This is a genomic window from Staphylococcus xylosus, from assembly GCF_002732165.1.
GTDB classification, from domain to species: domain Bacteria; phylum Bacillota; class Bacilli; order Staphylococcales; family Staphylococcaceae; genus Staphylococcus; species Staphylococcus xylosus.
Genome location: NZ_MRZO01000009.1, coordinates 1 through 21,816 on the forward strand (window position 1 = coordinate 1; position 21,816 = coordinate 21,816).

General features: G+C 31.1%; 23 protein-coding genes. 7 read left to right on the plus strand and 16 right to left on the minus strand.

All coding sequences use genetic code 11. The features are described 5' to 3' along the window. Window positions 1–672: 672 nt before the first annotated feature. From perR to bcp, 3 genes are all read right to left on the minus strand, one after another. Window positions 673–1,125 (minus strand): peroxide-responsive transcriptional repressor PerR, encoded by a 453-nt coding sequence (gene perR / locus BTM19_RS11500; RefSeq protein WP_017722825.1) that lies wholly within the window; start codon window positions 1,123–1,125, stop codon window positions 673–675. 94 nt (window positions 1,126–1,219) lie between these two features. Next, entirely contained in the window at window positions 1,220–2,170 is a 951-nt protein-coding gene (locus BTM19_RS11505; protein ID WP_029379000.1) for a phosphoglycerate dehydrogenase, read from the minus strand. A gap of 5 nt (window positions 2,171–2,175) precedes the next feature. Continuing rightward, window positions 2,176–2,631: a thioredoxin-dependent thiol peroxidase gene (bcp, locus tag BTM19_RS11510; RefSeq protein ID WP_029378999.1), complete on the minus strand. Its 456-nt coding sequence runs from the start codon at window positions 2,629–2,631 to the stop codon at window positions 2,176–2,178. An 82-nt stretch (window positions 2,632–2,713) separates the two neighbouring features. Here bcp and BTM19_RS11515 point away from each other — a divergent pair, with 82 nt between their 5' ends. Further along, window positions 2,714–4,003 (plus strand): glutamate-1-semialdehyde 2,1-aminomutase, encoded by a 1,290-nt coding sequence (locus BTM19_RS11515; RefSeq protein ID WP_029378998.1) that lies wholly within the window; start codon window positions 2,714–2,716, stop codon window positions 4,001–4,003. A 64-nt stretch (window positions 4,004–4,067) separates the two neighbouring features. Then, window positions 4,068–5,162: an FUSC family protein gene (locus tag BTM19_RS11520; protein WP_029378997.1), complete on the plus strand. Its 1,095-nt coding sequence runs from the start codon at window positions 4,068–4,070 to the stop codon at window positions 5,160–5,162. 79 nt (window positions 5,163–5,241) lie between these two features. On the opposite strand, the gene BTM19_RS11525 is transcribed toward BTM19_RS11520, so the two are convergent. From BTM19_RS11525 to mutY, 3 genes are all read right to left on the minus strand, one after another. After that, a complete protein-coding gene (locus BTM19_RS11525) occupies window positions 5,242–6,978 on the minus strand; it encodes an ABC transporter ATP-binding protein (RefSeq protein WP_029378996.1) in 1,737 nt (578 codons plus the stop codon). Between the two features lie 206 nt (window positions 6,979–7,184). Continuing rightward, complete coding sequence (gene ntdP, locus BTM19_RS11530) at window positions 7,185–7,727, minus strand: nucleoside tri-diphosphate phosphatase (protein ID WP_017722819.1); 543 nt, start codon at window positions 7,725–7,727, stop codon at window positions 7,185–7,187. A 67-nt stretch (window positions 7,728–7,794) separates the two neighbouring features. Continuing rightward, window positions 7,795–8,841, minus strand: a complete 1,047-nt coding sequence (gene mutY, locus BTM19_RS11535; protein WP_038678833.1) for an A/G-specific adenine glycosylase — start codon at window positions 8,839–8,841, stop codon at window positions 7,795–7,797. A gap of 121 nt (window positions 8,842–8,962) precedes the next feature. Here mutY and BTM19_RS11540 point away from each other — a divergent pair, with 121 nt between their 5' ends. Beyond that, window positions 8,963–9,940 carry a metal-dependent hydrolase gene (locus BTM19_RS11540; protein ID WP_029378994.1) on the plus strand — a complete coding sequence of 326 codons (978 nt, stop codon included), beginning with the start codon at window positions 8,963–8,965 and terminating at the stop codon, window positions 9,938–9,940. A 158-nt stretch (window positions 9,941–10,098) separates the two neighbouring features. On the opposite strand, the gene BTM19_RS11545 is transcribed toward BTM19_RS11540, so the two are convergent. From BTM19_RS11545 to BTM19_RS11575, 7 genes are all read right to left on the minus strand, one after another. Next, window positions 10,099–10,935 carry a sugar ABC transporter permease gene (locus BTM19_RS11545; protein WP_029378993.1) on the minus strand — a complete coding sequence of 279 codons (837 nt, stop codon included), beginning with the start codon at window positions 10,933–10,935 and terminating at the stop codon, window positions 10,099–10,101. Window positions 10,936–10,944: 9 nt separating this feature from the next. After that, the gene (locus BTM19_RS11550; protein WP_029378992.1) at window positions 10,945–12,477 is read right to left on the minus strand and encodes an ATP-binding cassette domain-containing protein; all 1,533 of its coding nucleotides are present in this window, start codon (window positions 12,475–12,477) and stop codon (window positions 10,945–10,947) included. Between the two features lie 15 nt (window positions 12,478–12,492). Beyond that, the gene (locus BTM19_RS11555) at window positions 12,493–12,807 is read right to left on the minus strand and encodes a YfhH family protein (RefSeq protein WP_029378991.1); all 315 of its coding nucleotides are present in this window, start codon (window positions 12,805–12,807) and stop codon (window positions 12,493–12,495) included. After that, window positions 12,785–13,603, minus strand: coding sequence for a recombination regulator RecX (gene recX / locus BTM19_RS11560; protein WP_058625641.1), 819 nt, complete (start codon window positions 13,601–13,603; stop codon window positions 12,785–12,787). Before recX ends, BTM19_RS11555 begins: the two co-directional genes overlap by 23 nt. A 267-nt stretch (window positions 13,604–13,870) precedes the next feature. After that, complete coding sequence (gene sgtB, locus BTM19_RS11565) at window positions 13,871–14,680, minus strand: monofunctional peptidoglycan glycosyltransferase SgtB (protein ID WP_029378989.1); 810 nt, start codon at window positions 14,678–14,680, stop codon at window positions 13,871–13,873. A 304-nt stretch (window positions 14,681–14,984) separates the two neighbouring features. Next, complete coding sequence (locus BTM19_RS11570) at window positions 14,985–15,503, minus strand: type 1 glutamine amidotransferase domain-containing protein (RefSeq protein ID WP_029378988.1); 519 nt, start codon at window positions 15,501–15,503, stop codon at window positions 14,985–14,987. 86 nt (window positions 15,504–15,589) lie between these two features. Continuing rightward, on the minus strand, window positions 15,590–15,772 hold the full coding sequence (locus BTM19_RS11575; RefSeq protein WP_029378987.1) for an SE1561 family protein: 183 nt from the start codon (window positions 15,770–15,772) through the stop codon (window positions 15,590–15,592). A gap of 257 nt (window positions 15,773–16,029) precedes the next feature. Between BTM19_RS11575 and yfkAB the strand changes: the two genes are divergently transcribed. After that, window positions 16,030–17,184 carry a radical SAM/CxCxxxxC motif protein YfkAB gene (yfkAB, locus tag BTM19_RS11580; protein WP_038678837.1) on the plus strand — a complete coding sequence of 385 codons (1,155 nt, stop codon included), beginning with the start codon at window positions 16,030–16,032 and terminating at the stop codon, window positions 17,182–17,184. Window positions 17,185–17,332: 148 nt separating this feature from the next. Here the strand turns inward: yfkAB and BTM19_RS11585 are convergent, their stop codons facing one another. The 3 genes from BTM19_RS11585 to BTM19_RS11595 form a co-directional block, all read right to left on the minus strand. Beyond that, complete coding sequence (locus BTM19_RS11585) at window positions 17,333–17,854, minus strand: acyl-CoA thioesterase (RefSeq protein WP_029378985.1); 522 nt, start codon at window positions 17,852–17,854, stop codon at window positions 17,333–17,335. Between the two features lie 87 nt (window positions 17,855–17,941). Next, complete coding sequence (locus BTM19_RS11590; RefSeq protein ID WP_038678839.1) at window positions 17,942–19,180, minus strand: aminopeptidase; 1,239 nt, start codon at window positions 19,178–19,180, stop codon at window positions 17,942–17,944. Between the two features lie 17 nt (window positions 19,181–19,197). Further along, the gene (locus BTM19_RS11595; RefSeq protein WP_017723498.1) at window positions 19,198–19,401 is read right to left on the minus strand and encodes a DUF1128 family protein; all 204 of its coding nucleotides are present in this window, start codon (window positions 19,399–19,401) and stop codon (window positions 19,198–19,200) included. 134 nt (window positions 19,402–19,535) lie between these two features. On the opposite strand from BTM19_RS11595, the gene BTM19_RS11600 reads away from it, so the two are divergent. The 3 genes from BTM19_RS11600 (at window position 19,536) to BTM19_RS11610 (ending at window position 21,792) form a co-directional block, all read left to right on the plus strand. Beyond that, window positions 19,536–20,000, plus strand: a complete 465-nt coding sequence (locus BTM19_RS11600; RefSeq protein ID WP_029378983.1) for a low molecular weight protein-tyrosine-phosphatase — start codon at window positions 19,536–19,538, stop codon at window positions 19,998–20,000. A 6-nt stretch (window positions 20,001–20,006) separates the two neighbouring features. Further along, entirely contained in the window at window positions 20,007–20,291 is a 285-nt protein-coding gene (locus BTM19_RS11605; RefSeq protein ID WP_029378982.1) for a hypothetical protein, read from the plus strand. Window positions 20,292–20,646: 355 nt separating this feature from the next. After that, entirely contained in the window at window positions 20,647–21,792 is a 1,146-nt protein-coding gene (locus BTM19_RS11610) for a YihY/virulence factor BrkB family protein (RefSeq protein ID WP_058625640.1), read from the plus strand. The last annotated feature ends 24 nt before the right edge of the window (window positions 21,793–21,816 follow it).

Sequence of the window (21,816 nt, forward strand, 5' to 3'; positions counted from 1 at the left end):
CTAATTTGTGTTATCTCTAACACTTGTTTTGAACCAACAATTTAATGTTGCGTTCGGAATTAACGTTGACATATTGCAATTCAGTTTTCAATGTTCATTAATGTGTTACAAGAAATTATTTTATCATTAAGTTTTTGTTAAGTCAATGATAATTTTTAAGTTTTTTTATTAAGTTTGTTTCGTTTTTCTCAACTCAACATTTACTATTATATAACTTCTAAATGATATTCACAAGCGTTAATTTTACACTTTTTAAAAATCATTTTTGTTTCAATCGATGTTGCAGTGCGTCTTGTTTTGACGACTTTTATATAGTATCAATATTATTACATATCGTCAATAATTATCCCGAATCTTTTTAGTTGAATTTTACCTTTATATTCACTATTTAGTAAATAGATGTATAGGTTTTTTAAATTGTGTAATAACACTGCATAACTATTTACTCATTTTGTTTCAATTTCCTGTTTCCATTGGTTAATGAATGTAATTTTTATATACAATATGTATTTACATTTTTAAATAATCATATATTTTCAATTATATCTGTTTCTACTATAGAAGGAATTGAAAACAAAAAAGAAACTGAGATATTTAATGTCTCGGTTTCTTTCTTTCAATTTAGTTACTTCGTAACTATTAAATTAATCATTACTTCAACTATGGTTTTGATTATTCTTTTTTATCTTGGCAATCTTTACATAAACCATAAATTTCCATACGATGATGCGTTACATTAAAATCTGTTACGTGTTGAGCTAATTGTTCTACCTCATCTAGTTGTGGATAATGAAAGTCTACAATTTTTCCACAATCCTCACAAATAACATGGTAGTGATTGTGTGTACTAAAATCAAAACGACTTGATGAATCACCGTATGGCAATTCTTTAACTATCCCTATTTCTTTGAAGACACGTAAATTATTATATATAGTAGCAACACTTATATTTGGAAAATCAGGTGAAAGTGCTTGATAAATTTCATCGGCTGTAGGATGCGACTCTGAAGCAATTAAGAATTTAAGGATTGCTTGTCTTTGTGGAGTTATTCTCACGCCATTATTTCTTAAAGATGCAATTGAATCTTCTAGTTGATGTTCAACTGTTTCCATCTCTGCACTCATTTCCATCCCCATCTTTCTATTTAAGAATTATTATTACTTAATATTAATATAACTGTTAAATTGGGGAAATGTCAATATTCTTAGTCTAAACTCATTAATATCCGCTCTTTGGATCAACTAAATTCTCAATTAGTTCATTGTTATTGAGAATAGATGTTAGATTTTTAATGAAAATTTGTGTTACTTCTGCTTTGTTTTCTGAACCATTACCAGTAATATGAGCTGTAATCGTAACGTTCTCTAATTCATATAGTGGATTTTCTGGAGTTAATGGTTCATTTTCAAAAACATCTAAGTATGCATGTCTAATCAATTCTTCCTTTAATGCTTCAACTAAAACTTCTTCCTTTACAATAGTTCCTCTACCTACATTAATAAATAGAGCATCGTTTTTCATCAATTCAAAATGATTTTTTGTGAGTAGATGTATTGTTTCACTAGTTTCGGGAAGTGTGTTAACAATTATATCCGCTTCAGATATAACATCCTTCAAATCTTTAATAGCATATGTTTTACTAAAGCCCTCTACACTATGAGCATTAGTATTTATGCCAATCACTTCCATGTTCATGGTATTAGCTATTTTAGTAGTATTTTGTGCAATACTGCCTGTCCCAAGAAATAATAATCTCTGGCCACTTAATCTTTTACCACTCATTTTTGAATCATAATACTTTTTAATTTGATTTAAATAGGAAGTTCTCATTTTTTTATAATCATCTAAGATATACGCAAAGATAAACTCTGACATCTGTTTTGCATGTACACCTTTTCCATTTGTAAGTTTTATATTATTTTCATCAATAAATTTTAATGGAAGATTATTCACACCTGTAGAGTACCAGGCTAACCATTTTAAATTTGGACAGTCACTTAAAAATGCAGCATCTAAATTACTATCGTAGCCAAACAATATATCTATGTTTTGTTTATCTTGTGTATTGATACTAGAAACTCCTGTTGTAAATACAAAGTCAACATTAGGAAAGCGTTCTGTTAAATCAGTTTCTAGATCACCCATCCTCATTAAACTTACAGCTTTCATTTAAATCACCCCAATATATCTTTTAGTTCTTCAATTTGAGTTTTCACTTTTACTTTTTCAATTATATCTATAATAATTCCATTTTCATCTAAAACAAAAGTAGTTCTTACAATACCCATTGATTCTTTGCCAAAAGATTTTTTTAATTGATATACGCCAACTTCTTCAGAAAGTTTATAATCTTCGTCTACCAATAAATCAAAATTCAACTCTAACTTATTGCTAAAATTTTGATGTTTCTTTTTACTATCTCCACTAATTCCATAAACATTTACATTTAATTCATTAAACATTTCAAGGTTATCCCTAAAATCACAAGCTTCCGTAGTACATGTTGGTGTGTTATCCCTCGGGTAAAAATAAAGCACAGCCTTTTTACCTTTAATACTTTCATTTGATATTAACTCACCATTCTGATTTTCTAATTCAAACTTTGGAAACTGACTTCCTTTTTTTAACATTTCATTCACCCTATTTCTTTTTATTCTTTATTTTATGATACGATAATAGTCGTAAATATTAAATTAAAAGAGGTTGATAACTATGAAATTTACTGAAAGTGAAAAACTTCAGAAATTATCTGATGAATATATTTTAGGTGGTGTAAATTCACCTTCACGTTCATATAAAGCAGTTGGCGGAGGAGCGCCAGTAATGATGCGTTCTGGACAAGGCGCATATCTTTATGATGTCGATGGAAACAAATATATTGATTACTTACAAGCTTACGGTCCAATTATCACTGGGCACGCACACCCACATATTACTAAAGCAATTCAAGAACAAGCAGCATTAGGTGTGTTATATGGTACACCTACAGAATTAGAAATTGAATTTGCCCAAAAATTACGCGGAGCAATCCCTTCGTTAGAAAAAATTAGATTTGTTAACTCTGGGACTGAAGCTGTAATGACTACTATACGTGTCGCACGTGCTTATACGAATCGAACTAAAATCATCAAGTTTGCCGGACAATATCATGGTCATTCAGATTTAGTATTAGTAGCTGCCGGTAGTGGTCCATCACAATTAGGCTCTCCTGATTCTGCTGGTGTACCTTTAAGTGTCGCTCAAGAAGTAATTACTGTGCCTTACAATGATATTGATGCATACAAAGAAGCTATAGACTATTGGGGCGATGAAATCGCTGCAGTTCTTGTAGAACCGATTGTCGGAAATTTCGGTATGGTTAAACCACAACCTAACTTTTTAGAACAAGTAAATGAAATATCACATAACAATGGAAGTTTAGTAATATATGACGAAGTGATTACTGCATTTAGGTTCCATTTTGGCGGAGCTCAAGATTTGTATAATGTTTATCCTGATCTAACTGCATTTGGCAAAATTGTAGGAGGCGGTCTACCAATTGGTGGGTATGGCGGTAAACAAGAAATTATGGAACAAGTTGCCCCATTAGGCCCTGCATACCAAGCGGGTACAATGGCTGGAAACCCTTTATCTATGAAAGCTGGTATTGCATTATTAGAAGTACTAGAACAAGATGGCGTTTATGAAAAATTAGACGACTTAGGTAAACGCTTAGAGGATGGACTACTATCATTAATAGAAAAGCATAATATTACAGCTACAATTAATAGAGTATATGGCGCACTTACACTCTATTTTACAGAAGAGACTGTTGTTCACTATGATCAAGCGGAAAATTCAGATGGAGAGGCCTTCGGTAAATTCTTTAAATTGATGCTAAATCAAGGTATAAACCTAGCACCTTCTAAATTTGAAGCTTGGTTCTTAACAACAGAACATACTGAAGAAGAAATAGATGCAACACTAAAAGCAGCCGATTACGCTTTTAGTCAAATGAAATAAACTTGAATTTTAGCTCCAATCATTGTATAACAAGTATAAATACATTTATTAAGGAGCGGTACATTTGAAATTAGGAGCCCGTATTCTCAAGACAGGTATAGCCATTATACTTGCTTTGTTTATCGCTTCTCTATTACCTAATGAAGCTGGTTTAAAAGCAATCGCTGGAGTCAGTGCAGTCGTTGCTATGCAACCAAGTGTTTTTCGATCTATAAAAACTGTTTCTGATCAAGCGCTTGGTAATGTCGTTGGTGCATTACTTGCTGTAGCAATGGTTACGGTATTTGGAGATAATGTCATAATTATGGGTGTCACTGTCATACTTTTAATTGCTATACTTTTCCGTTTCAATTTAGCACATGTTGCTACATTAGCGAGTGTTACAGCGTTAATTATTATGGGGCAGCACTCAGGGGATTTTTATGTTTCTGCATTTTATAGATTTGTACTAGTTATGATTGGTGTAATTAGTTCTTCAACAGTTAATCTATTATTCTTACCACCAAAATTTGAATCAAAAATTTATTACAACTCTTTGAATATATGTTCTGATATTTTTGTATGGTTTAAACTCGTATTGAACGATACATCAGAATACCACCATATTAAAGAAGATAGAGGAGTAATAAGTGATCGCATCAAGAGACTTGAACAAACATTTAGTTATTATGAAGAGGAACGACCATTTACTAAAAAACAAGTATACGCACAAAATCGTAAAAAGATACTTTTTAAAGAAGTCGTTCGTAGTACTCGTCATGCATATGAGGTACTAAAAAAAATGAATCGTTACCAAAACGATTTACACAACTTAAATCATGAGTTACTACTTCAAATTAAATTAGAATTAGATACTCTAATTGCATATCATGAACAAATATTTATTAGTCTATCTAAAAAAGCTAAATATGATGTTAGTCAATTCGACAGTCAAATAGAAAATCCACAGAAAAAAGAACTTATGGATGCTTTCCAAAAAGAAATAATTAAAAACCCATATCAAACGGTATACTCTTATGCTAATATTATGCAAATTATATCTGCAATAGAAGAATATCGCTATACGCTAGAACATTTAGATAGACTGCGCATCAGTTTCTTCTCATATCATAATAACGATAATGATATTGATATTTTAGATGAAGATTTCGACTTATAAAAAAAAGCCCGAGATTGTGTTATTACAACACTCTCGGGCTTTTTTATGTCTTTTATCAAATCAGCAAGAACATACTATTTTACAGGTTTTGTATACTATAAAGATGTTCATAAGCACCTTTCTTAGCTAATAACGCTTCATGTGTACCTGTTTCAACAATCTCTCCATTTTCGATTACTACAATTTTATCAGCATGTGTAATAGTTGAAAGTCTATGTGCGACTATCAATGTTGTACGATTTTCACTTAAAATATTTAATGCATCTTGAATAATAGATTCACTTTCTAAATCTAGAGCACTTGTAGCCTCATCTAAAATAATAATAGGTGGGTTGTTTAAGAAAATACGAGCGATAGATACACGTTGTTTCTGTCCGCCGGAAAGTTTTACGCCTCTTTCCCCAACTTCTGTATCATAGCCTTCAGATAATTCCATGATAAAGTCATGAGCATTGGCCATCTTAGCAGCTTTTATCACTTCTTCATCTGTGGCGTCAGGGCGACCCAATAAGATATTCTCTTTTATTGTGTCTGAAAACAAGATGTTATCTTGTTGGACTAATCCTATTTGATTTCTTAAACTTCCAGTTAAATATGATTTGATATTAGTACCATCAATTTTAATTTCACCATCTGTTACATCATAAAACCTAGGTATCAAATTGATTAGAGTAGATTTCCCTCCACCACTCATACCAACAAACGCTACCGTTTCACCTTGGTTAATTTCTAAATTTATATTATTTAAAATTGTTGATTCTTCTGAGTTATATTTAAAACTTACATCATTTAACTCTATACGACCCTTATTAATTTCAATTGGTAATGCGCCTTTTTTATTTTTAATGTCATAACCTTCATCCATTAATTGGAAAACACGGTCCATTGAAGCAAAACTTTGTGTCAACGTTGTAAATGAAGATACAAGTCGACGTAACGGACCAAATAATTGCTCTAAATAGCCAACGAATGCAGCTAATGTCCCAACAGTTATTGAGCCATTAATAGCTAAAAATGCACCTGAACCAATAACAATTAACGGTCCTATATCGGTTACTGTATTAATGGCTGAGAAGGAATAAGCATTCCAACGTGTGTGATTAAATGCTTTTTGCAAGAAATTACGGTTATGTTTATCAAAATTTTGCGCTTCGTTATCTTCAATAGCAAAACTTTTGATAACAGACATTCCTTGTACACGTTCATGTAAAAAGCCTTGTACTTCTGCTAATGCTTGAGATCTCTTTCTTGTTAGACTTCTTAGACGACCAAAGAAAAAGTAAACAGTTAGTATATACACTGGGAAAATCACAAGTGCCGCTAGTGTTAGTTTAGCGTCTAAGAAAAACATAATGGAAAGTGCAATCACAATTGTGATACAATCCAGCCAAATATTCATCAATCCTGTTAAAATAAAATCTTTTGTTTGCTCGACATCATTAATCACTCTAGATATAACCTGTCCTGCTTGGTTATTAGCATAGAACCTAGCACTTAATGCTTGTAAATGATTATAAAGTCTTCTACGTATATCATATAAAATCTTATTGCTTGTCCACTGTGCTAAATATTGTCTTAAAAATTCAATTGGTGGTCGTACAATTACAAAAATAAATACTGCAATTCCCAAAGCAATAGCTAATCTTGTAAATTTCTCTTCTACTGAAATTGAATTATTATTAATAATATCGTCAATAACGTATTTTATTAATAATGGAATCAACATCGGAATCCCAAATTTTAAAATACCAACAAGTATCGTAGCAATGATTCGCCATTTATATGGTTTTACAAATTGTAAATATCTACGAATCATAAATTCCATTCCTCCCCCATACTTTATAGCAAATGAAACAGCCTACGTTGAGCTATCAACGAGGCTGTAGTAAACGCGTATCTTAGTTTGTTTATCATTTCATTCGCGCGCATACGATTATTTATTTTAACCATGTTTTGTCATGCCTAAATAGCTCATACGCATATCACTATAAATGATAATGAAATTAAAAACATTAAATGTGCTTAATAATTTCTAATTTTTTTATATCGTTCACGCCAAACTTTTATAAAATCTGGAGCAAACGGACCTTTCTTCTGTTCAATCCATTGTTGTAAAATATCAACGTTACGTCTTAAAATCACATCAATATCTGAAGAATAATTCATTTGTCTCATATGTTGTTCATACTCATCTTCATCTAATAAATGGTACTTACCATTTGGATAAACTTTAATATCCAAATCATAGTCAATGTATTTTAACGCTTCTTCATCACAAACAAACGGTGATGATAAGTTACAATAGTAATACACACCGTCTTCTCTAAACATACATATAACATTAAACCAATATTCAGAATGAAAATAAACAATTGCTGGTTCTCTAGTTATCCATGTGCGACTATCACTTTCAGTAACAAGCGTATGATCATTTCCACCAATTACAACATGTTCCGTACCTTTTAATATAGTAGTTTCAGACCAAACACGATGTATATTACCATCATGTTTATAACTTTGAATCTTAATTGTCTGACCTTCTTTAGGTATGGATTCTTTTACCATGCTCCACACCACCTTTTCTTAATTTCACTATATAAATTATAACATAAGTATGTATTCAACAACGAGTCTAACAATGTGTTGAAATGAATTTAAATATTTTCGACATACTCACAGGAAAATTAAACATTTCTTTCTCATCATCATGCATCCATGTCATATTTTCAGGTAAATTAACATCCATTTTATTAATTATTTTATCGGCTAGGTATACCTCAATATCCCATGTAATATGAGTAAATTGATGTTTCAACTTAAAAATGGGTACTTCTGAAAATTGAAGATTCGTATTCAGTTTCGTATTTATATTTTCTGCTTCATCTGCTTCATACATTGGAAATTCCCACATATTATTTAGCAATTTTTGCATTCTTTTTTCTATTAATAACTGATTATCTTCATTTCTAACGATGTATACATGTTGCTTTACATGTTTCTTTTTAATTTTCGTTGTTTTTACTGGTAAGTCTTCGACAGTCCCTTGTTCAAATGCTTCACAATTCTCTTGAACAGGACAAAATAAACACATTGGATTTTTCGGTGTACAAACTAAAGCTCCTAATTCCATCATAGCTTGATTAAATGTACCAGAATCTTCTTCAACATATGGTTGTAATTCTTTTTCGTATGCTTTTCTTGTCGATTGCAATTTAATATCTTTTGTATCATTATTTAACCTTGACCATACTCTAAAGACATTTCCATCAACAGTCGCTAAAGGCAAATTAAATGCAATACTCATCACTGCCGCTTGTGTATATGGACCTACACCTTTCAGATCACCAAATGCTTGTGGTGAATCAGGCACTTGTCCCTGATAGTTTGCGTGGACATCTTTAATTGCAGTATGAAAATTTCTCGCTCTACTATAATAACCTAAGCCTTCCCAATACTTTAGCACTTCATCTTCTTCTGCATTACTTAAATTTTCAATTGTGGGAAAACGATTAATAAATCTATTATAATAATCTATAACTGTTTTTACTTGTGTTTGTTGCAACATAACTTCGCTTAACCAGATATAATAAGGATTTGAAGTTTCTCTCCATGGCATTTCTCGTTGATTGATTTCAAACCATGTTACAAGATTTTTTTTGAATTTCGGTTCATTAAACATTTTCCACATCTCTTTCTTTAGTTTAGTAAAAGTTTTTTTGATTAACATAGTATGTTATTTTTAAAATTATGCATATTCGATTATAATGAATATAATATTGACATGAAATGAGTGAATACTTATGGATACAGGAACACATATAGTCATGGGTATCGGACTCACTGCATTAGCTACCCAAGATCCAGCTATGGCAGGATCTTTTGCAGCAACAGCTACAACATTAGTAGTTGGTTCATTAATACCTGATGGTGACACAGTTTTTAAATTAAAAGATAATGCTACTTATATATCCCATCATAGAGGGATAACACATTCAATACCTTTTACAATTCTATGGCCTTTATTAATAACACTTTTTATTTTCACATTTTTTAAAAATGTAGATAACACACATGTTTGGTTATGGGCGCAACTAGCTGTGTTTCTTCATGTATTTGTAGATATTTTCAATTCTTATGGTACACAAGCCCTTAGACCTATTACTAATAAATGGATTCAGTTAAGCGTAATAAATACCTTTGATCCTATTATTTTCATATTATGGTGCGTTGGAATATTACTTTGGTTAATCGGTATTCATCCATATGTCGCTTTCTTCCCTATCATTGCTATTCTCGTTGTATATTATATGATACGTTTTAGAATGCAAGAGATAATTAAACAACAAGCATTGAAACAAATTAAGCAAGAACATAATCCTGTGAAAGTTTTTGTAGCACCAACTATTCGTTTTATGCAATGGCGCGTCGCTATTCAAACTGAAGAACATGATTATGTAGGAAGAAGTTACGGACGTAATATTGTTTTCAGTGATAAAGGTAAGCGGCAATCATTTCCTAATGATAATTTGATGCAATATGTAAAAAATGATAAAAACATAAGAACTTTCCTTAATTTTTCTTCTATTTATCGTTGGCAAGCCAAAAAATTAGAGGATGGTACTACAGAAATAAGGCTAGTTGATTTACGCTATTTAAAAAATGGCCACTACTCTTTTGTTGCAATTGCTCACTTAGATAAAGATATGCAGATTGATCATTCATACATCGGCTGGGTGTTTAGCGAAGATAAATTGCAACGTAAATTATTTGCAAAGTAAAAATCAATATCTTATTAATAAAACTGGAGGCACGCGTTTATTTTAACGGTTGCCTCCAGTTTTTCTATTTCATATACAAATATTATTCTTAAAATGAAGAAATAATACTCCAATTAAAAACCGCATATACTGTTTTACATACTATTATGGTTATGCGTTTAATCTTCTTTGATATCTTGTTCTTCATTTTGTTGATTTTCTTGCGTTTTATCTCTCATTTGTGAAGATGATTGCGCATAGACATATTTTTTATGTGCTATAATTCTATACAATGCATAGATAAATACACATATAATTGCTAAAAATAAAACAAAAAATAAGTGATATGGGATATTATTCAAACTCAATGCACCTAACACTACAGATTGTGAAATACCTTCAACCAAATAGAACAAAGGATTCAACATTAAAATATGTAACCATATAGATGTATCACTCTTAGGAATAAAAATAATTGGCACAGTAAAGAACATAATAAATGTAACGACATAGAATATGATGTTAACTTTACTATTTATGATTGAAATTAAACCTAACAGTGTAGATGTAACTATGATAAACAACAAAGTCATAACAACATAAAATAATGCAGAGTATATAGAACTTTCAATATTAACAGGCGTTGCTAACATAATAATTATGAGTGTTATAAACATAGTTATACTTGTAACAATCGCAATAAGAATATTTTGGTAAATAGGGTTGAAATTAAATAATTTCACTATAAAATAATCAGTTTTAAAGCTGTTGTAGCTTTGATATATCGCAACCCAAATAAATGCAAAACAGACTAACGAAGATAATCTAAAATAACCACGTGCTTGCTTTATTTCTTCTGTACCATTTAAATGAAATATCAACATCATTATAAGTAACATAGCAATGCTTACCACAAATGGTATTGCTAACCACATCCACTTCGACTTCAAACGATGATATGCATGTTTCATTAAATATGGCGTGTTTTTAAAATAGCTAATCATACTATCAATCATCTTTTACACCTACAATTCAATATAAATCCATTTATTATTCTTTAAATCTGCCATGAAATAGCCATCGCCTGATTTAGTTATCCAGAAGTTATTTTCAATATCAAATTTATCTTTCAATTCTTTTTTATCTTTAATAGGGAAAGTAAAACCAGTTAATTTATTTTGATCGTCAAAAATCATAGAAATTGGTTGTTGCACAATCGGTACATTAAAACGGTTATCCTTCCCATTTTCAGGTACAAGCGAGTCGGTTACTTTATTATGCTTTTTATGCAAATGACTGTTGAAAAATTCATTGTAATTACTATAATTTGTATGCATATACGGTGCTAATGATTTCAAACTATGCTCTTCAAATAATCCCGCTGGATCAAAATAACGTATCTTATTTTTGGCAATTTTATAATTCGTATTATCTACAACCACACGATAATTTTTAGAGTTTTCACCAGTAATCGTTACAAATGAATATTCATCTGCAGTTATTTTCTTATCATTTTTCATATTTTCTAAATTAATAGCATCATTTAATACAATACCATACGCCAGTTTCTCTTCATATGGGTTTTTCTGTTGGTTTTGAATAGAAGCCTGATCTTGATTTTCACCAATCTCAAGTTTACCTAAATCATTAAACATCAATAGTGCCATAAATAAAAGTCCCATAAAGAAAACCGTAAATAAAGTCCAAAAACGAATCAACGCAACAGGTGGCTTTGCATGTTTATAACGTTCAATTCTTCTAAAATTATAAGTCAATTCTGGAATTCTTGTTCTACTTTTTTTCCAGTCTACATCAAAATTCGCTTTCTCTTCTTCAGTCTTTAATGAATGTCTATCCTTTTCATGTTCATTAAACACAGGCAATACTTGTTTTATTGAACCTTCCATTCTTAATTGTCCGTGAGAAATCCAAGCTAAATAATTACTAGCTCTTGAAATACGATTTACATCGTCATCTATCATAACTATTGTTAAGTTATTATTTATGTATTCATCTGTTAATTCAATTGCTTTTTCAAAATAACTTTCATCCAAATTATGTAAGATTTGGTTCATGATTATAATGCTAGCTCTAGATGTTCTAGCCAACGTAAATTGCAATTGAGCATACTGTTGATCGGTTAAAGAATGAATTGGTGCATTTGTTAAGTCGTGAAGATGTGAAAACTTTATTATTTGTTCTACTTTATGTTCAGAAGTGTTGTATTTAAATAATGTTATTACATTTTTTACATAATCACTAACAGATAAAGATAACAATGATTTATCTTCTATATCCGCGAAAAACATATCTGTCTTTCTCACAACTTTACCCTTATCTGGTTTGATTTCACCGCTCAACAAACGACCTATCAATGATTTAGAGGAATCGATTTCACCAATTATACCTAAGGCTTCACCTTGATAGATATGTAGGTTAATGTTATTCAATTCTATATCTTCTGCATCATAACCAAAGGGTTGATACCATTTTTTGGATTTTCTATTTCTATAATAATGCGTTACATTCAGTAACTTTAATATAATTGAACTACCCATCCTATCTTCATCCTTCTATAATTTTAATAATGCAATAGGTAAACCTTCTTCAGGTTCTGAACTTTTAATTCTAAAGCCCCATGCAAACACGCCTTTTAATCTTTCAACTTTAAAATAGCTTCCTGTGCCGTCATTTAATTTGTATATTTTTCCTAGCTCGACTTTCGTTCTATCAACTAAGTAGCTTTCTGCAATTATAACTTTACTTTGATATACATCATATTCATTTAAAATACCATTCATTTCTGCTTTTCTCATTTTTTCTTTATAGCCTTGAATTTCATGACGTAATTCTATTTCACTCATTTCACTCAATTTCTTCTGTTCCATCGACGATACCACTCTCTTCTAATTTACCTTTAATTTTATCATATTTATAACCTTTTCTCATAAGACCTTCAATGGTTTTATTAATCAATTTCTTACCAGAATATTTTCTAGACTGTTTGTTATATACTTTCTCTAATTCTTGTTGTAATAAACCATCTAATTCTTCTTCAGGCTGAGAAAAATCCATTTCTTCCATAACTTCTTTAATCTTTTCAAATGAGTACCCTTTTTGCATTAATGACTGAGTTAATTTTTCTTTTCTTTTTACTACTGGACCTTTTTTTTGCTTTAAAATCTTATTTGCTACTTTAACAACCGCTTCTAATGGTTGTTCAGCTTCATATTTATCTACATAATCATCTATAATCATTTGTTCGACACCTGCTTCACGCAGTTTTTCTTTGTAGATCCCCGGACCTTTGTCAGTAGTTAATATCATAGTATTTTTTAAGCTATTAGCATAATCATTATGATCAATCAAACGTTGATCATGGCAATATTCTATTACCTTTGCTATTACAGACTCTGAAACTTCTTTTTTTTGTAAATGTTTTATTACTTCATGATCTGTTCTCTTCCGATAAGATATATACTGAATCGCTGTATTTACAGCTTGTCTATATTGATCATAGTTTTGAATTTTTTCCATATCTTGCGCTTCGACAATCTGGTCTTTTTTTAAATTAAAGTGAATATACGTATCCATATCTATACCCATTTCAAATTCACCATCTAAATATAAATTAAAGCGCTCTTTATTCTTTTTCTGTACTTCTATTTTAGTAATTTTAGGCATATTCCTCACTCCACTTATTAGGATAACTTATATTGTTTATTAATGGAATTATAGTGTCTAGTATATTTAAAATTAATTTTAATTCATAATATGTATTACCAAATTATAGCATTAATAGCGTGAAAATTTTTATGAATATATTATAAAGTTTAACGAGTATTGGTAGGAGCAACATAAAACAATTTACATATACTCCATCTAAAAAATAGAAAAACAGCAATATGACATCTACCTTGCTACTAGATGTCATATTGCTGCTTTATTTAGTTAAACTCCTAATTCTTGAATAGCATTTTCATATTGCTCATTTGTAATAAAATCTTGTTGTTTCATTTTTTCCAAATCCGTTTTAACACGATTAATAAAATTATCTGACATATCATTTATGTCATACACACTTGGCGCATTAATTTTACTTGCTAAGATCGCACTTTGCAAAACTGATATTTGTGGTAAGTTTGGATTGTTCTTATCTGTCGTCACCCCAAAATAATGATTCGCTGCAGATTCGACAGTATACTGATCGCTACCAAAATATATATTATTCATATAAAAACTTAACACTTCATTCTTATCATAATTTTTTTCTACTCTATGTGCGACAAATAATTCTTTAACTTTCCTAGTAAAAGACTGTTCATTATCATAGTAGTAATTTTTAACTACTTGTTGTGTGATAGTACTTCCACCTTGAACACTTTTATCACTCAATGTTGAAAAAAGTGCTCTTGAAGTTCCTTTGAAATCAAACCCGTGATGCTTGTAAAACCGTTCATCTTCCATAGCTATAAATGCGCCTTTTGTATAATCAGGCATATTTGAAGCCGAAACAAAACTTTCTTTGTCTTCAATTGATTTTAATTCATCAACATCGGCTCTTAAAGACAGAGCGTACATTGCACCAATAAAAATGCCTATTATGAGAATGATTGGCATTAACAGTTTAAATAACAACCCAATGCCTTTTTTCTTTTTCTTTGGCTTACTAACAGGTTGTGAGTAAGTATTGTGATGCGGTATATTCGAACCTTTTGCTTTATAGTGTTTATTTTCTTTATATCGATCGCTTCTTTTCATGCGGTAGCTCCTTTATGTTGCTCTCATATCATTATAAGTGAGTTTATCAATAGTTGAAATGTTTATCTAGAGCTAATTGCAAAAATCAGTCCAAGGGTGTATGCAATACTCAACATGAAGTTTTACATTATTATCAATCCACATAAAATACCTTACATTTCCATAAAATAAAAACTGGAAAAACAAAGACACTTACATATTACTTCATGATAAATTTAAGAAATATCATTTTTCAATATGCGTTATCATATGTTTTTCCAGCTATGCTAAATTAAATCACTACTTTATTTAATCAATGTTACTTTTAGTCGTTAAGTTGATTTACAATTTCTCTATTAAAATCATCTAAATCGTCTGGTGTACGACTCGTAACAATATTATTATCTACTACTACAGACTCATCGACAACTTGTGCTCCAGCGTTAGCCAAATCTTTACGGACATTTAATACTGCAGTCAATGTACGACCATTTAAGTCGTCAGTATCTATTAGAATTTGTGGTCCATGGCAAATTGCAAAGGTCGGAACATCATTTTTAGTGAAGTATTTCGCAAATGTGCCGTATCTTCCTTCAGAATCTCCACGCAAGTGATCAGGTGAAAATCCACCAGGAATTAATAATCCATCGTAATCTTCAGGATTAGCATCAGCAATGCTTAAATCTACTGTAACTTTTTCACCGTGTTTACCGACTACTTCACTATTTGCTTCATCGCCAATTACAACTGTTTCATGTCCTGCTTCTTCAATTGCTTCTTTAGGACTTGTTAATTCGCTATCTTCAAATTCATTCGTTACTATGATTGCTACTTTTTTCGCCATGTTTAATCACCTTTCTCTATTTAAGTTCTACATATAATATAGACTAAATGACTAGGATTTAAACATAATTTTTATTTTTCATTTATTTATGCTTCGTTTGAGTCAGAATTGTTTGAGACAGTTTTAACTTTTTCTTCTAGTTGGTCGAGTAAGCCAATCCACTCATCAATATCTTCCACTTTAACTTCATCCGGGTTAACATGGTCAATGTCATCGATAAATTTTTCTAATCTTGCCTTTATTTGATCAATTGTTTGATTTTCATCCATTTTAAAAATGACTCCTTTTTTTATGATAGTTATATCCTAACATGGATTTGACAAATTTTGGTATAGTCTTAATAATATTAAATTGAATGTCTGTTTTGTTCTATGTTTTTATTCCTCAACAAAAATACATACATTATTTTGGAAATCACACCACTACTTGTAAATTAATTAATTTTATTATGCTATGATGCAATTACTAAAATACATTTATTTTCAATTACCTTAAGTACAAAGTTAATAAAAAGGAAGTTTAATTTATGCTAAATCTACACATTACTAATTCAAAGAAACCAATTTCAATAAACAATGACCCGTGGGAAGCTTACAATGATATGCAAGCACATAATCGTTTGACATTAAGCAATATCGAGTTTACTACAACTAATTTATGTAATATGCGTTGTAGCCACTGCGCCGTTGGTTATACACTGCAAACAGCTGACCCTGATCCATTACCAATGGATTTAATTTATCGTCGCCTTGATGAAATACCAGATCTTAAAACGATGTCCATTACTGGTGGTGAGCCCATGTTTTCTAAAAAATCAATTAAAAATGTCGTTAAACCATTATTAAAATATGCTTATGACCGCGGCATTTATACACAAATGAACTCAAATCTAACTTTACCACTAGATCGCTACTTAGATATCGCTGAATATATTGACGTGATGCACATTTCCCACAACTGGGGTACAATCGATGAATTTACAGATGTAGGTTTCGGAGCAATGGATAAGCAGCCCCCTTTAAAAGCAAAACTTAAATTATATGATCAAATGCTTACGAATTCTAGCACACTTTCTGATCAAGGTATGTTTGTTTCTGCTGAAACCATGTTAAATCAAAGTACTGTGCCACATCTTGAAAAAATTCATAAAGAAATCGTAAATGACATGAAGTGTCAACGACATGAAATTCACCCGATGTATCCTGCAGATTTTGCAAGTCAATTAGATGTATTATCACTTAAAGACATGAAAACAGCAATACACCAACTTTTAGATTTACGTGATCCAGATTTATGGATGCTATTTGGGACGCTACCAATTTATCCATGTATTAATGACGAGAATGACCAAGCGTTACTTCAACGTTTACGTGATACACCTAACGTTACAATGCGCAATGATCCGGATGGCAGAAACCGATTAAATGTTAATGTGTTTACAGGTAATGTGATCGTGACAGACTTTGGAGACGAAAACGGTACTATTTCAAATATTAAAAATGATAAATTACCTGATGTGTTTAACCATTGGTTAAACTCCTCGCTCGCACAATCACTCAATTGTCATTGTTCATCATTTAGTTGTCTCGGCCCTAATGTGCTTGTAAAAAATATGTATTATCCTGATACTGATTTTAAAGAAAGAGAAAAAACTATGCACTCATTACATACAATGCTTTAAATATAATTCAAATTTATCGTATTGTTTTTATTGCAATTATATAACTGGGATGAACTCAAGTTATTCTAATATGATTAAAAAGCGGTTAAGATCATTAATGATCTTAACCGCTTTTTCGTCATTATATTAAATTTTGTCGTTCCAATACCTATTTCATATTTTGAGCATTTGCTAAAAATGCTATGGTTTCTTTACTTTCATTTCTACGTTCTTTTCTACGTTTCACTCGTGCAAGCGCCGTGTCATGAAACCACATTTCAGTTTGTGTCTCTGGGTATACTTGAGGTACCTCTCGTGGTTTACCATCCTCATCTAATGCAACAAAAGTTAAGAAGCTTAAAGCTGCTAAGTGACGTTCATTTTTTATAATATCTTCTATAATAATTTGTACACAAACCTCCATAGATGATTGTCCTGCATATGACACCATAGCTTCGTATGACACTATATCACCGGTCTTAATCGGTTTCAAAAAATCTACAGAATCTGTTGAAGCTGTTACTACTTGGGAATTACTATGCTTCGTTGCAGTTATTGCAGAAATTTCGTCCACATTTGCCATCAATATACCTCCAAACATTGTATGCAAATGGTTTGTATCTTGCGGAAAGACTTGTCTTTCCTTAATACTTCTTGATTCAGACATTGACTTACGCTTTACATTTCCCATAATATATTCCATTCCTTTGCTTTTAATTAATAAAAATCAGTGTTTTGAAATTACATCAAAACACTGTAAATTATTAAGCGTTATATGTTACTTTGCCCAATTTCCTTGTTCAAATACTAATTCTTTTTCACCATTTTGCGTAATACCATAAATAGTTAAATCGGGGCTACCAATCATAAAATCAACATGAATCAACGAGTCATTAAGTCCGTGTTCTATTTTTTCCTCCGTTGTCATTTCTGTACCACCTTGAATATTGAAAGCATATGCCGCCCCAAGAGCAATGTGGCATGAAGCATTTTCATCAAATAAAGTATTGTAATAAATCGTATTTCTGTTTGAAATTGGTGAATCATCAGGTACGAGCGCTACTTCTCCTAAACGTTTTGCGCCTTCATCAGTATTTAATAAGTCGCGTAATACTGACTCACCTTTTTCAGCTTTATAGTCCACTACAGCTCCATCTTTAAATGTTAATGTGAAATTATCAATAATATTGCCATTATAACTTAAAGGCAATTTATTCGTAACATAGCCATTAACTTTCAATCGATGTGGTGCAGTAAAAACTTCTTCTGTAGGTATGTTAGCTACAAAAGCTTGTCCTTCACTCGTATAACTCGTAGCATCTTCCCAAATATGTCCTTCAGGTAAACCAATTTCTAAATCTGTACCTTCTGACACATAATGAAAAGCTTTATAGTTTTTAAGTTGCAAACTTTTAGCACGTTGACTTAAATTGTCCACATGTTTTTGCCAATTCGTCACCGGATCGTTACCATCTACTCGCACAATATCTAGCACTTCATCGATAAATTTGCAGTATGCGTCTGTTTCAGATAGTTCTGGATAGACACGTTTCGCCCATGATTTTGATGGATATGCTGCTACACACCAAGGAAATTGATTTTTTTGACTCCCTTCCATATAACCTTTATATGCCATTGAATACTGTCTTTGAAATGCAGATAATTTATCACCATCTATGCCACTTAATAGATCAGGGTCTTTAGTAATTAACGCAAGATTCGCTGCACCTCTTTTAACGTAATCCATACGTTGTTCAACTTCGTATGATTTAACTTCATTTTTCTCAAAATGTTCTACTGTCTCATACTCAAATTTCAAACGTGATAATCTATCATCACTATATTCTACTTTAACGTCAGATGCACCACGTTGGTAAGCAGCCTCTACTATGTAATGTGTTAACTCAAGCGCATCTACGCTTGAACGAATAAATACTGGTTGATCTTTTTGAACGTTCATACCTACACCTACTAAAAGTTCGGCATATTGTTTTAGTTTATCTTGTAATTGAGTCATATGTACTCACTCCATTCCTATTGACGAATCTGACCAAGCGCCTCTGCAATAGCTGATGCTTCACTTGGCGTAAACGACGCCTTTGATGTTACATAATCATAAATTTCACGAATCTCTTGTTCATTCGCTGTTTTAAACTTTTCAGGATCAATTACACTTTGATTCACAAGATTTAATCGTCCTCTTATTTCGTCTATCATTTGCTCATTATTATTTGCCAAATTATTCACCTCTTTTTTTCTCATTTTATCAAATTTAACAACCTTGTAAAACTTTTATCATAATTCCCCCTTTAGAAATGATTGAAAAAGCTTTAAAATGGGAATGAGGATTATATAAATTTGGAGGTACTCATATGACAACTGTAGCATTCGTATGTCTAGGTAACATATGTCGCTCACCTATGGCAGAAGCCATTATGCGACAAAAATTACTAGATAGAAACATTAAAGATATCAACGTATCCTCTAAAGGTACAGGGAAATGGAATTTAGGACAACCTCCTCATGAAGGGACTCAAGCAATTTTAAACTCGCATAACATACCATTCGACGGTATGATTAGCGAATTGTTTCAACCTAATGATGACTTTGACTATATCATTGCAATGGATCAAAGTAACGTAGAGAATATTAAACAAATCAATCCCAACATTAAAGGTCAATTATATAAATTGTTAGACTTTAGTGATATGGACGAAACTGATGTACCAGACCCTTATTATACAAATAATTTCGAAGGCGTTTATAAAATGGTACAATCATCTTGTGATAATTTAATTAATTTTATAATTAAAGATGCAAACTTAAGAGAGGGGTAAAATATAATGCAAAACAAATTAATTCCAGGAATATTAATAGGTGCCATCGTCGGAGGAGCAGCAACATTAGCAGACAAATCAACAAGACAGTCTTTAAAACAATCTTTCAAAGACAGAAAAGAAGGCAACCGTCCTCAAAAATCATCTGCAATTAATAATATAAAAGATGAAGTATTTTATTGGAAAGATGTTGTTGAAGAAATTAGACGCAACAATCCTGAATTGGAACGCTCAATAAAAGATGCTAAGAACACATTTGTCGAACGTAAAAACAATCGTTTAAACAGCTAATGAAGTCTCTGAATTAAACTTGAGGTATTACATTGTGCACTAATAGATTATTGTTAACAAAGTAAATTCTAAATTTATAACTTTTTAATGATACAATGCACAGTAATAATTGATATTTAAATATTAAGTATTATTCATTTTAATTTTTTAGATATCAATAACTCTAACTTGGGGCGAAACACGAAATCAAATTAAAATTTTGATTTCTGTCTCGCTCCTTTTTATATTATTTTATAATTTACAATATTATCTGAAATTATTCTTTTCATTTTTATAGTAAGAATATGGCAACACATATTTACCTTATTATCATTTTAAAGTATATTAAAAATATAAATACATAAGGAGTTTTGATATGTCTAAAAAAGAAAAAACTAATTCTAACTTTTTAAATTCTGCTAAAGAGATGGAAAATAAGAACTCAAATGAAAATAGTGGTGAACAGATTAAACGTGATCGTATATATATTACACCTGACGAATTCAAATCAAAATCACCTAAAAAGGACAATCAAGCGTTCTTTGTATCGCGTATTAACAAACCAGCTAAATATACCAAAGACTCAAATTTTTTCTCTTATTTGGTGTATAGAATAGGTAAAGACGACGCATCTGGTTTATCAGCACAACTGTCTTATTATTTTATGTTATCCTTATTCCCAATGTTATTATTTTTACTATCAATAGTTCCTGTAGTTGGTGTAAAACAATCTACTATTAGAGATATGATTAAAGATCATGTACCACCTACATATGCTTCACAGGTAGCTGATATCATTGGCGATATCATGAGTAATGCTAGTGGTAGTATTTTATCTGTAGGTTTGATCTTAGCGTTATGGTCAGCATCAAATGGAATGACTGCATTAATGAATTCATTTAACGTTGCCTATGATGTTGAAGATAGTAGAAATTTTATTGTTTCAAAATTATATAGTGTTTTATTTACATTAGCTATGATAATTGTTATGCCAGTAGCACTTGTATTACCAACATTCGGTCAACAAATTGGCGATTTATTATTCGGTCCACTCGGACTTGGAGAACAAGTGAAATGGGTATTTGATACGGTTCGTTATGTACTTCCAGTAATTGTAGTCTTAATTGCATTCATGGTCTTATATACCTTAGCTCCAAATGTTAAAATTAAGTTAATGTCCGTTATACCTGGTGCTATCTTTGCAACTATCGTTTTCTTAGCTGGTTCATACTTATTTGGTATATATATATCTAATTTTTCCAATTATTCTAAAACATATGGTAGTATCGCTGGTATTATTATATTAATGCTTTGGTTATATATCACTGGTTTCATTATTATTATAGGTGCTGAAATCAATGCCATTTTCCATCAAAGAAAAGTTGTTGCTGGTAAGACACCTGAAGAACAAACTTTTGCGGAAATCAAGCAAAATCATACACCATCTGAACAACAAGATTCAAATTCAGAAGATGTGAATTTAGCTACTGATTCAAAAAATAGTCAAAATAATAATCAATAAATTTTAATAACGCTATAATTGCTA

Excerpts from the sequence above, each read along its gene's own strand:
- BTM19_RS11525 (WP_029378996.1), bottom strand. The coding sequence starts at position 6,978 with ATGATTCGTAGATATTTACAATTTGTAAAACCATATAAATGGCGAATC.
- BTM19_RS11600 (WP_029378983.1), top strand. The coding sequence starts at position 19,536 with ATGACAACTGTAGCATTCGTATGTCTAGGTAACATATGTCGCTCACCT.
- BTM19_RS11505 (WP_029379000.1), bottom strand. The coding sequence starts at position 2,170 with ATGAAAGCTGTAAGTTTAATGAGGATGGGTGATCTAGAAACTGATTTA.
- BTM19_RS11575 (WP_029378987.1), bottom strand. The coding sequence starts at position 15,772 with ATGGATGAAAATCAAACAATTGATCAAATAAAGGCAAGATTAGAAAAA.
- yfkAB (WP_038678837.1), top strand. The coding sequence starts at position 16,030 with ATGCTAAATCTACACATTACTAATTCAAAGAAACCAATTTCAATAAAC.
- BTM19_RS11585 (WP_029378985.1), bottom strand. The coding sequence starts at position 17,854 with ATGGGAAATGTAAAGCGTAAGTCAATGTCTGAATCAAGAAGTATTAAG.
- BTM19_RS11515 (WP_029378998.1), top strand. The coding sequence starts at position 2,714 with ATGAAATTTACTGAAAGTGAAAAACTTCAGAAATTATCTGATGAATAT.
- BTM19_RS11550 (WP_029378992.1), bottom strand. The coding sequence starts at position 12,477 with ATGGGTAGTTCAATTATATTAAAGTTACTGAATGTAACGCATTATTAT.
- BTM19_RS11545 (WP_029378993.1), bottom strand. The coding sequence starts at position 10,935 with ATGATTGATAGTATGATTAGCTATTTTAAAAACACGCCATATTTAATG.
- BTM19_RS11590 (WP_038678839.1), bottom strand. The coding sequence starts at position 19,180 with ATGACTCAATTACAAGATAAACTAAAACAATATGCCGAACTTTTAGTA.
- bcp (WP_029378999.1), bottom strand. The coding sequence starts at position 2,631 with ATGTTAAAAAAAGGAAGTCAGTTTCCAAAGTTTGAATTAGAAAATCAG.
- BTM19_RS11555 (WP_029378991.1), bottom strand. The coding sequence starts at position 12,807 with ATGGAACAGAAGAAATTGAGTGAAATGAGTGAAATAGAATTACGTCAT.
- BTM19_RS11605 (WP_029378982.1), top strand. The coding sequence starts at position 20,007 with ATGCAAAACAAATTAATTCCAGGAATATTAATAGGTGCCATCGTCGGA.
- mutY (WP_038678833.1), bottom strand. The coding sequence starts at position 8,841 with ATGTTTAATGAACCGAAATTCAAAAAAAATCTTGTAACATGGTTTGAA.
- BTM19_RS11540 (WP_029378994.1), top strand. The coding sequence starts at position 8,963 with ATGGATACAGGAACACATATAGTCATGGGTATCGGACTCACTGCATTA.
- recX (WP_058625641.1), bottom strand. The coding sequence starts at position 13,603 with ATGCCTAAAATTACTAAAATAGAAGTACAGAAAAAGAATAAAGAGCGC.
- perR (WP_017722825.1), bottom strand. The coding sequence starts at position 1,125 with ATGAGTGCAGAGATGGAAACAGTTGAACATCAACTAGAAGATTCAATT.
- ntdP (WP_017722819.1), bottom strand. The coding sequence starts at position 7,727 with ATGGTAAAAGAATCCATACCTAAAGAAGGTCAGACAATTAAGATTCAA.
- BTM19_RS11570 (WP_029378988.1), bottom strand. The coding sequence starts at position 15,503 with ATGGCGAAAAAAGTAGCAATCATAGTAACGAATGAATTTGAAGATAGC.
- sgtB (WP_029378989.1), bottom strand. The coding sequence starts at position 14,680 with ATGAAAAGAAGCGATCGATATAAAGAAAATAAACACTATAAAGCAAAA.
- BTM19_RS11610 (WP_058625640.1), top strand. The coding sequence starts at position 20,647 with ATGTCTAAAAAAGAAAAAACTAATTCTAACTTTTTAAATTCTGCTAAA.